Origin of the sequence: Streptomyces sp. CA-146814, assembly GCF_050942385.1 — a bacterium.
Lineage (GTDB): Bacteria > Actinomycetota > Actinomycetes > Streptomycetales > Streptomycetaceae > Streptomyces.
In genome coordinates this window covers 5,621,352-5,634,385 of the sequence record NZ_CP192068.1, presented here as the reverse complement: position 1 = coordinate 5,634,385, position 13,034 = coordinate 5,621,352, and the positions used below count along the sequence as shown (strand labels likewise).

Below are 13,034 nucleotides of genomic sequence, written 5' to 3'. Positions count from 1 at the left end.
GGTCAGTTCCCTCCTGCGGTGGTGGTGGCGGTGGTGCCGGCACTCGCGCTGCTGCTGGTGGTGGTCGTCGTGGTCAGGTACGTCGGCTCGGGCAACGCCTGCTGTACGGGGGCGGGCGCGGGGGCAGGCGACGGCGCGGGGACGGCGTTGCCCGCCCGCGTACGCCGGTCGCGCCATTCGGTCCAGGCCCACACCGCGACCGGCGACAGGGCGATCGCGAGCCCGAGCGTCGCCCACGTCCGCATCGCGACATGCGTGTGGTCCAGGTGGACCGAGGCGACGAGCGAGGAGAACAGGACCGCGGCCCAGAAGAGGTGGATACGGAAGGTGAGCAGCCGGTCCGGGGAGACCTGGCCGCCCTTGGGCGTGACGACGAACCGGCCCTCCGTACGCAGCACCGCCGAGCCGAGCGACCTGAGGTAGATCGGCGCGGAGAGCGCGGACATGGCCATCCCGGCGAGGCCGCCGGAGCCCTCGGGCTCGTGCGGCGAGACGTTGTGCCGCCGGTTCCAGAGGTAGAGCCCGATCTGGAGGGCCGCCGCGTCGCTGTAGAGCATCAGCCAGATCGAGGCGGCGACCTGGGTGCCGGACGCGCCGAACCAGAGGAAGAGCACACAGCTGCCCACGCCGAGCAGCCAGTTGACGGCCGTCATCGGGTAGTAGACGAGCATCAGCGTGTAGCTGAGGAGCCGGCCCGGCGGGACCCGGAAGAGCATCTTGACGTACTGCTTGAACAGCGTCTCGTACGTGCCCCTGGACCAGCGCAGCTGCTGGGTGAAGAAGTCCGTCCAGGAGGCGGGCCCCTCACCGACGGCCAGCACGTCGGGGGTGTAGACCGAGCGCCAGAAGCGGCCGGTGAGCGGGTTGCGGCGGCGGTGGATCTCGAAGCCGGTCGCCATGTCCTCGGTGATCGAGTCGTAGAGCCCGCCGACCTGGCGTACGGCGGCGACGCGGACGACGTTGTTGGTGCCGACGAACATCGGGGCGCCGTAGCGGTTGCCCGCGCGCTGGATCAGCGCGTGGAAGAGGAACTGCTGCGACTCGGCGGCCTTGGTGACGGCCGAGTCGTAGTTCCCGTACACCTGGGGTCCGACGACGAAGGCGACGTCCGGGTCCCGGAAGTAGCCCAGCATCCGCTCCAGGAAGTTGGGCATCGGCACATGGTCGGTGTCGACGGAGGCGAAGAAGTCGTAGGCGTCGCCGTGCAGGGCGATCCAGGCGTTGTAGTTGCCGTGCTTCGTCTTCGCCTTGTGGACACCCTTCTTACGGTTCCACTCGGGCACCCCGCGCCGGGTGAAGTGGTGCACGCCCAGCTCCGCGCAGAGCATCCGGGCGGCCGGGTCGTCGCCCTCGTCGAGGAGCCAGATGTCCAGCGGCCCGTCGTGCGTGAGGCGCACCGCGCCCTTCAGGGTGGCGCGCACCATGGAGAGCGGTTCCTTGCCGGGGACGTACGTGGTGAGGAAGGCGACCCGGGTGCCCGGCTCGGGCGTCACGGGTACGGGGTCGCGGGCGACCATCGTCGCGTGCGCGATGGAGACCACGTTGACCAGCATGAAGAGCCCGATCAGGCCGATCGAGACCAGCATCGCGGTGTCGGCGACGACGAGCCACCGCTCCCCGTTCTCCCGCTCGGTCCAGTGCGAGGGCCAGACCAGGTAGAGCATCAGGGTGGCGGTGAGCACCGGGGCGAGCGTCATCAGCAGGACGGCCCTTATTCGGTGCTTCTCCGTCGAGAGCAGGGATCGGTACCGGACTCGGTATCCCTCGGGCTCCGGCTCGGTGAGCGGACCCGCGAGCCGGCTGTAGGTGTCGTAGTCGTAGCCCTCCGACCGCACCGTGCCTCCCACTGTCGAACGGGTTGATATCCCAACAGAAGGGGACAGGCAACGGCGTGTCGACTTGGCAGGTCCGAGTGAGGGGTTTTTGATCCGGGACCGGAAAAGCCCCCGGCCGTGTGGCGGCGGGGGGCTTATCGGGTGAACGCGGGGCGGTGGACGCCGGACGGTCCGTCAGGGGGCGAGATACCGCTCCACCGTCTCGACCTTCGAGGTCAGGCCGTCGGTGACACCGGGCCGGATGTCGGCCTTCAGTACCAGGGAGACGCGTCCGGCGCGGGCCTCGACGGCGGCCACGGCGCGCTTGACGACGTCCATGACCTCGTCCCACTCCCCCTCGATAGAGGTGAACATGGCGTCGGTCCGGTTGGGCAGACCCGACTCCCGTACGACCCGCACGGCGTCGGCCACGTACTCGCCCACGTCCTCACCGACACCGAGCGGGGAGACCGAGAACGCGGCGATCATGCGCTGACCGTGCCTTCGCGGCGGGCGCGGGCGGCGATGACGCCGTCGGCCTCGTACTTCTTGAGCAGCTTGTCGCCGTACAGGCCGCCGAAGGGGATGACGGCGAGCAGGAAGAAGAGCGCGACGCGCTTGAGCGGCCACTTGGCCTTGATCCAGACGTCCAGCAGGAACACGACGTAGATCGTGAAGAGGATGCCGTGGATCATGCCGAGGGGCGGCATCAGGAAGTCGATGTCCGAGACCCGCATGAGCAGCGAGCCGAAGATGAGGAGCGCGGGGAAGGAGAGCGCCTCGGGAAGCGAGATGAGGCGCAGCCGGTGCAGGGCGGAGGCGGTCTTGATGTCCACAGGGGCACCTTCGGTGGGAGGGGTCGTGTGTGGGCGGTGTCGTACGGGCTGGTGAGTCGTACGGGCTTGTGAACGCGGGCACAAGCCGCCCCCATTGTGGCATCGCGCCGGTCCGCTCCGGCCGCCGGGGGCCAATCCCTTCCCGGGCGCGCGTATCGCCGCATATCAGGGCCGGTCGGGGCGCGCATCATCAGGACCGGTCCAGATGCGCATCAGGGGAGCATCAGGGGCGTAACGGTTCCGTAGGGCCTGGCCGGAGCGCGGGGCGGGCGGCTACCTTCGTCCGCGTGGCGATGTTCCGACTCCAAGGCAGCAAGACGCTCGCCGTCGATCTGACGGGCGATGCCGTCAAGGCGAAGAACGGCTCGATGGTCGCGTACGACGGCCGGATGACGTTCAAGAAGATGACCGGCGGCGGTGAGGGCCTCCGCGGGATGGTGACCCGCCGGCTGACCGGCGAACAGATGACGGTGATGGAGGTGTCCGGACAGGGCACCTGCTACTTCGCCGACCGGGCGAGCGAGATCAGTCTGGTCTCCCTGCACGGCGACAAGCTGTACGTGGAGGCGAGCAACCTGCTGGCCACCGACTCCGGCCTGCGCACGGGGACGACGTTCACCGGCCTGCGCGGCGGTGCGAGCGGCAACGGCCTGTTCACCACCACGGTGGCGGGCACCGGCCAGGCGGCGATCATGTCGGACGGCGAGGCGGTGATACTGCGGGTGTCCCCGCAGTATCCGCTGATGGTCGACCCGGGCGCCTACATCGCGCACCAGGGCCACCTGCAGCAGCAGCTCCAGAGCGGTGTGAACTTCCGGACGCTGATGGGCGAGGGCTCCGGCGAGGCGTTCCAGATGCGCTTCGAGGGCGACGGCCTGGTCTACGTACAGCCGAGCGAGCGCAACACCGTCGGAGGCGATGTCTGATGCCGTTCCGCGAGATCAACTCCAAGATGATCGAGGCCACGGTGGTTCCGGGCCAGAGGCTGTTCAGCCAGCGCGGCGCGATGCTGGCCTACCGGGGCGATGTGTCGTTCACGCCGAACATCCAGGGCGGCCAGGGCGGCTTCGCGTCGATGATCGGCCGCCGGGTGACGGGCGAGGCGACACCGCTGATGACGGTGGAGGGCTCGGGCACGGTGATGTTCGGCCACGGCGGCCACCACATCCAGGTGATCAACCTGGCCGGCGACACCCTGTACGTGGAGGCGGACCGCCTCCTCGCCTTCGACGGCTCGCTCCAGCAGGGCACGATGTTCATGGGCTCGCAGGGCGGCGTGATGGGCATGGTGCGCGGCCAGGTGACCGGCCAGGGCCTGTTCACCACCACGCTCCAGGGGCACGGCGCGGTCGCGGTGATGGCGCACGGCGGAGTGATCGAGCTGCCGATCGCGCCGGGCCGGGACATCCACGTGGACCCGCAGGCGTACGTGGCCCACCACGGCGACGTACGCAACAAGCTCTCCACCGCCGTCGGCTGGCGGGACATGGTGGGGCGCGGTTCCGGCGAGGCGTTCCAGCTGGAGCTGAGCGGGAGCGGCGCGGTGTACGTCCAGGCATCGGAGGAGAAGCTTTGAACCCTCCCCTCCCCGAAGGGCAGGGGATTCCTGGCTCAGGCCGCCTCTTGGAGCAGCGCTCCAAGAGGTCTTCCGCCATCGGCACCAGCCGGGGTGAGACCAGCCCGGACGAGCATGACGCGTGCGGAGTTCTTGTCCCGTGGGGACACAGCTCCGCAGGCGGTGCACTTGTAGGTGCGTTCACCCAGCGGCAGTGCGTGCTTGGCTCTCGCATCGCAGCGACCGCAGTCCATCGTGGTAAACGCCGGATGCACCAGGCGGATGTCCCGCCCGTGCTTACGGCCCATCTCGATCAAAGCGGCCTTGGTGGCGCCGATGGCGGCGTCGGCGGCCTTGCGGGCCATGGTCGTTCGAGCGAGGAACTTCGGGCAGAAGTCTTCGACAGCGATGGCGTCGTGGTCGCGGATGGCCTTCTTGGCCCACTTGCGGCCGGTGTCCTCACGCTGCCGCGCGACCTTCTTGTGCGCCTTCGCCCGCAGTCTCTTCGCCTCGCGGTAACCCTTGGACTTGGGGCGGCCCTCCTTCGGCCTGCGGCGGGCCATCATCCGGTCGTACCGGGCCACTTTCGCCCGGGCCTTCCCGCCATGCTCGGCATGCGGCAGGTCGTACACGTCGGACGTCGTGGTCGCGGTCTCCCTCACACCCCAGCCGACACCGAGGACACGGCCCGTCTCTGCCAGCGGCTCCGCCTGTGCGGGAACGACGAACGAGCAGTACCAATGCCCGAGACTGTCCTGGTACACGCGCACCGAGGACGGCTCATGCGGCAGTTCTCGCGACCACACGACCGTCACGGAGATGCCGCCCGCCAGGTGCAGCACACCGTCCTTCAAGCGGAACCCGCGCCTGGTGTAGTTCAGGGTCGTCAGTGCCCCGCGCTTCGACTTCCATCCCGGCATCCCGGCCCGACGTGCCACCGGCAGACGCTCCGCGATGTCCTTGCAAGCCTTGGCACGGGAGCGGCCGAAATCACGGATGACCTGCTGCTGGGCAACCGACGAGCCCTCACGCAGCCAGGGCGTACGGGCACGGGTCTCGGTCAGCATCTTGTCGAGTTGCGCCGGACCGCACGTGGTCTTCTCGCCGGTGAACCTGTTGCGCAGTTGTACGGCCCTCGACTTCGCGACGCACTCGTTCCACACCCACCGGCATCGGTCCCGCTCCGCCACGAGAGCGGTGCGGGCAGTGGACGACACACGCAGCCGGTACGTGAAGCGGGCATGCCCGACCTCGACACCCATCGCCGCCTCGCCCCCTCATGGTCGCACCGGAGTACGGCACTGTCCCGAACCTCCGGCAGGACCATATGTGCAACAGCAGCACAAAGGTGCCCCGCTCCCGCGAGCACCACCCCGACCAGCGATGACGAGCACGCCCGTTCGCATGGCAACACGAGCAGATTGTTCCCCCCGACGTGAGCGCCGGGACCTCATGAAAGGCAGGTGAGCACGCCTGTGATCTTCGATCCGATGACGCTGCCGGCGGACGACAACGTCAACTCCTACACCTTCTGCGTGGAGCTCAAGGGGAGCCGGTGGTTCCTGCAGAAGGGGAAGATGATCGCCTACTACGGGCAGATCAACTTCGACGGCATCGGGCACGGCCGGTTCGACCGGCTGGTGCGCTCCAGCTTCCACTCGCCGCTGCACGCGAGCGACTGGGTGGTGGCGGAGGGCAGCGGGAAGATGCTGCTGGCCGACCGGGCCTTCGACGTCAACTCCTTCGACCTGGACGAGGGCAACCTGACGATCCGGTCCGGGAACCTGCTGGCGTTCGACCCGTCGCTCGCGCTGAAGCAGTCGATCGTGCCCGGCTTCGTGACGCTGATCGGCACCGGGAAGTTCGTGGCCGCGTCGAACGGGCCGGTGGTCTTCATGGAGCCGCCGCTGCGGGTCGACCCGCAGGCGCTGGTGGGCTGGGCCGACTGCCCGTCGCCGTGTCACCACTACGACCACGGGTACATGACGGGCGTGATGGGCGGAATCCGGTCACTGACGGGCATCGGCGGCACCTCGGGCGAGGAGCACCAGTTCGAGTTCGTCGGGGCGGGCACGGTGCTGCTGCAGTCCAGCGAGGCGCTGATGGCGGAGCAGGCGACGGGCGCGGTGCCGGGTCAGCCGGGCGTTCCGGGTGGCGGTTTCGCACCGCGCGCCCCCGGCCAGCTGGGGGACCTCCAGCGTCGCTTCGGCTTGTGAGCGGTAGGCTGCGGAGTGTGACGTCGAACGTCTGCTCCCAGCCGCCGGTCCTTGCCAACCGGCCGGTCACCACTCCGGCGGCTCCGGGGTGCCCGCCGTCACACCTCTTAGTTTCGTCCGGCTTTCAACATCTTAGGTAGAATCGATATATGGAGACCGAGACGGCCACCCGCTGGCTGAGCGACACGGAGCAGTGCGCCTGGCGCACCCACCTGGACGTCAGCAGGCTGCTGACGCACCAGCTGGAGAAGGACCTCCAGCCGTTCGGCCTGACCATGAACGACTACGAGATCCTGGTCAACCTCTCCGAGTCCGAGGACCAGCGGATGCGGATGAGCGACCTCGCCGCCGCGACCCTGCAGTCCAAGAGCCGGCTCTCGCACCAGATCACCCGGATGGAGACGGCGGGCCTGGTCCGCCGCACCCACTGCGAGTCGGACCGGCGAGGGCTGTACGCGGTCCTCACCGACCAGGGCGCCGAGACCATGCGCACGGTCGCCCCGCACCACGTCGAGTCGGTGCGCAACCACTTCATGGACCTGCTCTCGCCGGAGGCCCTGGCGGAGCTGCACGCGGCGCTGACGCCGATCGCGGAGCACCTGCGGGGGCGGCGCGGGAAGCCGTGACCCGTACGGCCTGACCGGCGCGCCTTCGCGGGCCGGTCGGGCCGCAGTGGCGTCGTACGGCTTCGGTCAGGCCACGGCGGCGTCGTCGTACGGCTTCGGTCAGGCCGTGTTCACACCGCGCCCGGCAGCCACAGCCGGAACGCCGCGCCGCCCTCCGGGGCCCGGTGGACCGTGAGCGTGCCGCCGTGGCGGGCGGCCACGTCCCGGGCGATGGCGAGGCCGAGACCCGCACCGCCGTCGTCCCGGCTGCGGGCGTCGTCCAGCCGGACGAACCGTTCGAAGATCCGCTCCCGCTCCTCCTCCGGTACGCCGGCCCCGTCGTCCCGGACCTCCACGCGCACCCCGGACCCGTCGGCCGCCACCCGGACGGCGACCAGGCTCTCCGCGTGCCGCTGGGCGTTGTCCAGCAGGTTGCCCACGACCCGGGCCAGCTGCCCGCGCGACCCGTTCACCTCGTACGAAGCGTCCTCGGCCGCCTCCACCGCCACCGGGATCCGGTCACCGGTCCGCTGGGACACCTCCTCGCGCACCAGCGCCCCGGCCTCAAGCCGCGCGGCCCCGGGCTTCTCCCCCGCGTCCAGCCGGGCCAGCAGCAGCAGGTCGGCCGCCAGCACCTGGAGGCGTACGGTGTCGGCCACCGCGCCCGGCAGGTCCAGCAGCTCCGGGTGGGCGTCGGCCACCTCCAGCTGGGTGCGGAGCGAGGCGATCGGTGAGCGGAGCTCGTGCGAGGCGTCCGCGACGAACCGCCGCTGCCGCTCCACCGACGCCTCCAGGACGGTGAGCGTCTCGTTGGTGGTCCGGGCCAGCGCGGCGATCTCGTCGCGCGAGCCGGGTTCCGGGACGCGGCGGGCCAGGTCCTCGGACGCGGTGATCGCGGCCAGCTCGCGGCGGATGCCCTCGACCGGCCGGAGCGCGCGCCGGGTCACCAGCCAGGTCACTGCGGCGACGACGGCCAGCAGGAGCGGCAGCCCGGTCAGCATGGCCCCGCGCACGGTGTTCACCGCCTCCTGCTCGGCGGCGAGCGGGGCGCCCGCGTGGACGGTCAAGGTCAGTCCGGCGGGCGTGGTGGCCTCGACGGCCGCGAACCGGTAGTCGGCCCGCTTGCCGCCCACGGTGGCGGTGCCGTCGGAGAAGTCCGGATCGTCGGAGGAGACCTCGCCGCGTGCGGGCCGCGCGCTGTCGCCCCCGTCGTCGTCATCGTCGTCGTCACCGGGCGAGGGGGTGGCGGCCGGAGCCGAGGGTGCGGGGCTGACGCCCGGCGAGCGGGTCCCGGAGACGGCCTGGAGCCCCTTCGAGACGAACACCACCCGCCCCTCCTCGTCGGTGACCTGGACCGGGTGGTCCTCCTCGTCGTCCAGGTCCAGATCCTCGAACCGGGTGTCCAGGGCCAGCTGCCCGGCCACCTCGCGGGCCGCCACCTCCGCCTGGAGGTCCGCCTGGTCGATCAGGTTGGTCCGCAGCACGGCGAGCACGGCGAGCCCGGCCGCGACCAGGGCGACGGCGACGACCAGGGTGGCGCCGATGGCGGCCCTGGCCCGTACGGACCTCATCCCGCCTCCAGCCGGTAGCCGGCGCCACGCACCGTACGAATGGAGTCAGCGCCCAACTTGCGGCGCAGGGTGGAGATGTAGACCTCGACGATGTTCGGGTCGCCGTCGTAGGCGAAGTCCCAGACGTGTTCCAGGATCTCCGCCTTGCTGACCACCTGCCCGGCGCGCAGGGCGAGTTGCTCCAGCACCGCGAACTCCTTGGCGGTGAGGGCGTGTTCGTCCTCGCCACGGTGGACACGGCGGGCGGCGGTGTCGATACGGAGGGTGCCGACGGTCAGGACGGGCGCGGCGGTTCCGGCGCCTCGGCGGCGGAGGAGAGCCCGCACCCGGGCGACGAGGACGACGTAGCTGAAGGGCTTGGTCAGGTAGTCGTCGGCGCCGGTGTCGAGCCCCTCGGCCTCGTCGTACTCGCCGTCCTTGGCGGTCAGCATGAGGATCGGCACCTCGTGCCCGGCGGCGCGCAGGGCACCGCAGACCCGGTAGCCGTTCATGCCGGGCAGCATGATGTCGAGGATGACGAGGTCGTAGCCGCCTTCGCTCGCCCGGTGGAGCCCTTCGAGCCCGTCGTGCACGACGTCCACGGCGAAGCCCTCGGCGGTGAGTCCCCGGGCGAGGGACACCGCGAGACGCTTCTCGTCCTCCACGATCAACAGGCGCATGCGCACAGCCTCGCAAACTCCACCTGAAGACGCCTTCAGGTGGCTTCAGGCTGCGTTCAGCAACGGGTCGGCAGTGTGGACCCCGTCAAACCAGCCCAGCACAGCAGCTCCCGGGGAGGAACCTCATGAAGCGCAACGTCACCATCGCCGCCGTCACCGCCGCCGTTCTCATCGGCGGCACGGCCGCCGCCACCGTCGCCTTCGCGGACAGCGACGGGGACCGCGACCGTACGTCCACCAGCTCCGCGGGCACCGTGAGCCTCGCCGACGAGCGGGACGAGCGGGACGACCGTACGGACGACGCTTCCGACGACCGGTCGGACGACCGCTCCCCGTCCGCCGCCAAGAGCGCCGCGATCTCCCTGGACCAGGCCGTCGCCGCCGCGCTGAAGAGCGTCCCGGGCACGGTCACCCAGGCCGAGCTGGACCGGGACGACGACGACCACAACGGCCGTACGGTGTGGGAGCTGGACGTCCGGGGCTCCGACAAGAAGTGGCACGACGTCACGGTGGACGCCGACAACGGCAAGGTCCTGAAGAGCCGCGAGGACGACGACAACGACGACCACGCGCCCCGCTCCTCGGCCGTCACCCTGAACGAGGCGGCGGCAGCGGCCCTCAAGACCGCGCCGGGCACCATCACGTCGATCGACCTGGACGACGATGACGATGACGACGACAAGGGCAGCAAGGGCAACGTCCTGCGCTGGGACGTCGACATCGCCGGCAAGGACGGCAAGCAGCACGAGCTGCGCGTCGACGCGAAGACCGCCAAGGTCACGGTGGACCGGGACGACGACGGTGACGACCGGGACGACGACCGCGACGGCGACGACGACTGACGGGAGCCCGTACCCGGCCCCGTACACGAGAAGGCCCCCTGAGCGCTCAGGGGGCCTTCAGCGCATGCTCAGGGGCTCAGGCGCCCTCGGTCAGCCCCGCCACCAGCTCGTCCGCCGCCGCGTACGGGTCCAGGTCCCCCGCCACGATCCGCTCCGCCAGGGCGTGCAGGCGGCGGTCGCCGCGCAGGTCCGCGATGCGCTCGCGCAGCGCCGTGACCGCGATCGTCTCGACCTCGTGGGAGGCGCGGGCCGTGCGGCGTTCGGCCAGGACGCCGTGCTCCTCCATCCAGGCGCGGTGCTTCTCCAGCGCCTCGACCACCTCGTCGATGCCCTCGTTCCGGGCCGCGACCGTCTTGACGATCGGCGGGCGCCAGGCGCCGGGGGCGCGGGATTCGCCGAGGCCCAGCATGTGGTTCAGTTCGCGGGCCGTGGCGTCGGCGCCGTCGCGGTCGGCCTTGTTGACCACGTAGACGTCGCCGATCTCCAGGATTCCGGCCTTGGCCGCCTGGATGCCGTCGCCCATGCCCGGCGCGAGCAGGACGACGGAGGTGTCGGCCTGGGAGGCGATCTCCACCTCGGACTGGCCGACGCCGACCGTCTCGACCAGGACCACGTCGCAGCCCGCCGCGTCCAGCACCCGGATCGCCTGCGGGGCCGACCAGGCGAGGCCGCCGAGGTGGCCGCGCGTGGCCATGGAGCGGATGTAGACGCCGGGGTCGGAGGCGTGGTCCGACATCCGGACCCGGTCGCCGAGCAGCGCGCCGCCGGAGAACGGCGAGGACGGGTCGACGGCGAGGACGCCGACCCGCTTGCCCGCCCGGCGGTAGGCGGAGACGAGCGCGGAGGTGGAGGTGGACTTGCCGACGCCCGGCGAGCCCGTCAGCCCGACGACGTACGCATGGCCCGCCAGCGGGGCCAGTGCCGCCATCACCTCGCGGAGCTGCGGCGACGCCCCCTCCACCAGCGAGATCAGCCGGGCCACCGCACGCGGCCTGCCTGCTCGCGCCTGCTCGACCAGCGTGGGGACGTCCAGGTCCACGTTCACCGCTCCGTTCTCGCCTTGCCTTGTCTGCGTACGGTGTTACTTGCCCGGCACGCGGATGATCAACGCGTCGCCCTGGCCGCCGCCGCCGCAGAGCGCGGCAGCGCCCGTGCCGCCGCCGCGCCGCTGCAGCTCCAGCGCCAGGTGCAGGACGACCCGGGCGCCGGACATGCCGATCGGGTGGCCGAGCGCGATGGCGCCGCCGTTGACGTTGACCTTGTCCGAGCTGACGCCGAGGTCCTTCATGGACTGGACGGCGACGGCGGCGAACGCCTCGTTGATCTCGATCAGGTCGAGATCGTCCACGCTCAGGCCGTCCTTCTTCAGGGCGTGCCGGATCGCGTTGGAGGGCTGCGACTGGAGGGAGTTGTCCGGGCCCGCGACGTTGCCGTGGGCGCCGATCTCGGCGATCCACTCCAGGCCCAGCTCCTCGGCCTTCGCCTTGCTCATGACGACGACCGCGGCGGCGCCGTCGGAGATCTGCGAGGAGGTGCCCGCGGTGATCGTGCCGTCCTTGGCGAAGGCCGGACGCAGCTTGCCGAGGGACTCGACGGTCGTCTCGGGGCGGATGCCCTCGTCCTGGGCGAAGACGACGGGCTCGCCCTTGCGCTGCGGGATCTCGACCGGGGTGATCTCGGCCTCGAAGACGCCGTTCTTCTGCGCGGCGGCGGCCCGCTGGTGGGAGAGGGCGCCGATCTCGTCCTGGGCGGTGCGGTCGAGGCCGAGGCGGCTGTTGTGCTTCTCGGTGGACTCGCCCATGGGGATGTTCTCGTACGCGTCGGTGAGACCGTCGTACGCCATCGAGTCCAGCATCTCGATCGCGCCGTACTTGTAGCCCTCGCGGGACTTCGGGAGCAGGTGCGGGGCGCTGGTCATGGACTCCTGGCCGCCCGCGACCACGACGTCGAACTCACCGGCGCGGATGAGCTGGTCGGCGAGCGCGATGGCGTCGAGCCCGGAGAGGCACACCTTGTTGACGGTGAGCGCGGGGACGTTCAGCGGGATGCCGGCCTTGACGGCGGCCTGGCGGGCCGGGATCTGGCCCGCGCCGGCCTGGAGCACCTGGCCCATGATCACGTACTGGACCTGGTCGCCGCCGATCCCGGCCCGCTCCATGGCCGCCTTGATCGCGACGCCGCCGAGGTCGGCCGCGGAGAAGCTCTTGAGGGAGCCGAGGAGACGGCCCATGGGCGTCCGGGCGCCCGCGACGATCACTGAGGTGGTGGTACCGGTCGTTGCTGGCATGGGCACGGCCCCTTGGGATCGGATGTGAACGAGGGTTTACCTGAATGTACTGAGCACTCACGCGCCAGTCATCCGGCAGCCGGTGTGACGGCGCGCACGTTGTGTAACCGTGGCGGGAGCGGTGGCGCGGAGCCATGCTGAATCCATGCTGACGCGTATCGACCACATCGGGATCGCCTGTTTCGACCTGGACAAGACGGTGGAGTTCTACCGTGCCACGTACGGATTCGAGGTGTTCCACAGCGAGATCAACGAGGAGCAGGGCGTCCGGGAGGCCATGCTCAAGATCAACGAGACCTCGGACGGCGGGGCTTCGTACCTCCAGCTCCTGGAGCCGACCCGGGAGGACTCGGCCGTGGGCAAGTGGCTGGCGAAGAACGGGGAGGGCGTCCACCACATCGCCTTCGGTACGGCGGACGTGGACGGCGACGCCGCGGACATCCGCGAGAAGGGCGTCCGCGTGCTGTACGACGAGCCCAGGACGGGTTCGATGGGGTCCAGGATCACGTTCCTGCACCCCAAGGACTGCCACGGCGTCCTCACCGAACTGGTCACGAGCAACCCGGAGCACTGACCCGGCGCATACCCGGCCCGGTAGAGTGGGCGGTTCCGGGCCGGGGCCGGGTCGGGGCCGTACCGCGTCCTCGTC

14 protein-coding genes are annotated in these 13,034 nt (G+C 70.6%); 6 read left to right on the top strand and 8 right to left on the bottom strand.

Going from position 1 to position 13,034, the window contains the following annotated elements; all coding sequences use genetic code 11:
* Positions 1 to 2: 2 nt before the first annotated feature.
* The 3 genes from ACQP09_RS25340 to ACQP09_RS25330 all read right to left on the bottom strand — a co-directional run bounded on the left by ACQP09_RS25340 (position 3) and on the right by ACQP09_RS25330 (position 2,650).
* Positions 3 to 1,835: a glycosyltransferase family 2 protein gene (locus ACQP09_RS25340; RefSeq protein ID WP_433403425.1), complete on the bottom strand. Its 1,833-nt coding sequence runs from the start codon at positions 1,833 to 1,835 to the stop codon at positions 3 to 5.
* Positions 1,836 to 2,009: 174 nt separating this feature from the next.
* Positions 2,010 to 2,303 (bottom strand): MTH1187 family thiamine-binding protein, encoded by a 294-nt coding sequence (locus ACQP09_RS25335; RefSeq protein WP_433403423.1) that lies wholly within the window; start codon positions 2,301 to 2,303, stop codon positions 2,010 to 2,012.
* Entirely contained in the window at positions 2,300 to 2,650 is a 351-nt protein-coding gene (locus ACQP09_RS25330; protein WP_018509878.1) for a DUF3817 domain-containing protein, read from the bottom strand. The genes ACQP09_RS25335 and ACQP09_RS25330 overlap by 4 nt, the downstream gene beginning before the upstream one ends.
* A gap of 293 nt (positions 2,651 to 2,943) precedes the next feature.
* On the opposite strand from ACQP09_RS25330, the gene ACQP09_RS25325 reads away from it, so the two are divergent.
* Both ACQP09_RS25325 and ACQP09_RS25320 read left to right on the top strand, forming a co-directional pair.
* Positions 2,944 to 3,576: an AIM24 family protein gene (locus tag ACQP09_RS25325; RefSeq protein WP_433406759.1), complete on the top strand. Its 633-nt coding sequence runs from the start codon at positions 2,944 to 2,946 to the stop codon at positions 3,574 to 3,576.
* A complete protein-coding gene (locus tag ACQP09_RS25320) occupies positions 3,576 to 4,226 on the top strand; it encodes an AIM24 family protein (RefSeq protein ID WP_433403420.1) in 651 nt (216 codons plus the stop codon). The genes ACQP09_RS25325 and ACQP09_RS25320 overlap by 1 nt, the downstream gene beginning before the upstream one ends.
* A 35-nt stretch (positions 4,227 to 4,261) precedes the next feature.
* Here the strand turns inward: ACQP09_RS25320 and ACQP09_RS25315 are convergent, their stop codons facing one another.
* Positions 4,262 to 5,467 carry an RNA-guided endonuclease InsQ/TnpB family protein gene (locus ACQP09_RS25315; protein WP_433403418.1) on the bottom strand — a complete coding sequence of 402 codons (1,206 nt, stop codon included), beginning with the start codon at positions 5,465 to 5,467 and terminating at the stop codon, positions 4,262 to 4,264.
* A 201-nt stretch (positions 5,468 to 5,668) separates the two neighbouring features.
* Here ACQP09_RS25315 and ACQP09_RS25310 point away from each other — a divergent pair, with 201 nt between their 5' ends.
* Together ACQP09_RS25310 and ACQP09_RS25305 are read left to right on the top strand one after the other, a co-directional pair.
* The gene (locus tag ACQP09_RS25310; RefSeq protein WP_433403415.1) at positions 5,669 to 6,421 is read left to right on the top strand and encodes an AIM24 family protein; all 753 of its coding nucleotides are present in this window, start codon (positions 5,669 to 5,671) and stop codon (positions 6,419 to 6,421) included.
* Between the two features lie 149 nt (positions 6,422 to 6,570).
* Positions 6,571 to 7,047, top strand: a complete 477-nt coding sequence (locus ACQP09_RS25305) for a MarR family winged helix-turn-helix transcriptional regulator (RefSeq protein WP_433403412.1) — start codon at positions 6,571 to 6,573, stop codon at positions 7,045 to 7,047.
* 110 nt (positions 7,048 to 7,157) lie between these two features.
* On the opposite strand, the gene ACQP09_RS25300 is transcribed toward ACQP09_RS25305, so the two are convergent.
* Positions 7,158 to 8,597: a sensor histidine kinase gene (locus tag ACQP09_RS25300; protein ID WP_433403409.1), complete on the bottom strand. Its 1,440-nt coding sequence runs from the start codon at positions 8,595 to 8,597 to the stop codon at positions 7,158 to 7,160.
* On the bottom strand, positions 8,594 to 9,256 hold the full coding sequence (locus ACQP09_RS25295) for a response regulator transcription factor (RefSeq protein WP_433403407.1): 663 nt from the start codon (positions 9,254 to 9,256) through the stop codon (positions 8,594 to 8,596). The genes ACQP09_RS25300 and ACQP09_RS25295 overlap by 4 nt, the downstream gene beginning before the upstream one ends.
* A gap of 125 nt (positions 9,257 to 9,381) precedes the next feature.
* Between ACQP09_RS25295 and ACQP09_RS25290 the strand changes: the two genes are divergently transcribed.
* Positions 9,382 to 10,098: a PepSY domain-containing protein gene (locus ACQP09_RS25290; protein WP_433403405.1), complete on the top strand. Its 717-nt coding sequence runs from the start codon at positions 9,382 to 9,384 to the stop codon at positions 10,096 to 10,098.
* Positions 10,099 to 10,174: 76 nt separating this feature from the next.
* Here ACQP09_RS25290 and meaB read toward each other — a convergent pair whose 3' ends face one another.
* Together meaB and ACQP09_RS25280 are read right to left on the bottom strand one after the other, a co-directional pair.
* Entirely contained in the window at positions 10,175 to 11,143 is a 969-nt protein-coding gene (gene meaB, locus ACQP09_RS25285; RefSeq protein ID WP_366425006.1) for a methylmalonyl Co-A mutase-associated GTPase MeaB, read from the bottom strand.
* Positions 11,144 to 11,179: 36 nt separating this feature from the next.
* Positions 11,180 to 12,385: an acetyl-CoA C-acetyltransferase gene (locus tag ACQP09_RS25280; RefSeq protein WP_433403401.1), complete on the bottom strand. Its 1,206-nt coding sequence runs from the start codon at positions 12,383 to 12,385 to the stop codon at positions 11,180 to 11,182.
* Positions 12,386 to 12,530: 145 nt separating this feature from the next.
* Between ACQP09_RS25280 and mce the strand changes: the two genes are divergently transcribed.
* A complete protein-coding gene (mce, locus tag ACQP09_RS25275; RefSeq protein ID WP_019762239.1) occupies positions 12,531 to 12,959 on the top strand; it encodes a methylmalonyl-CoA epimerase in 429 nt (142 codons plus the stop codon).
* Positions 12,960 to 13,034 lie beyond the last annotated feature (75 nt).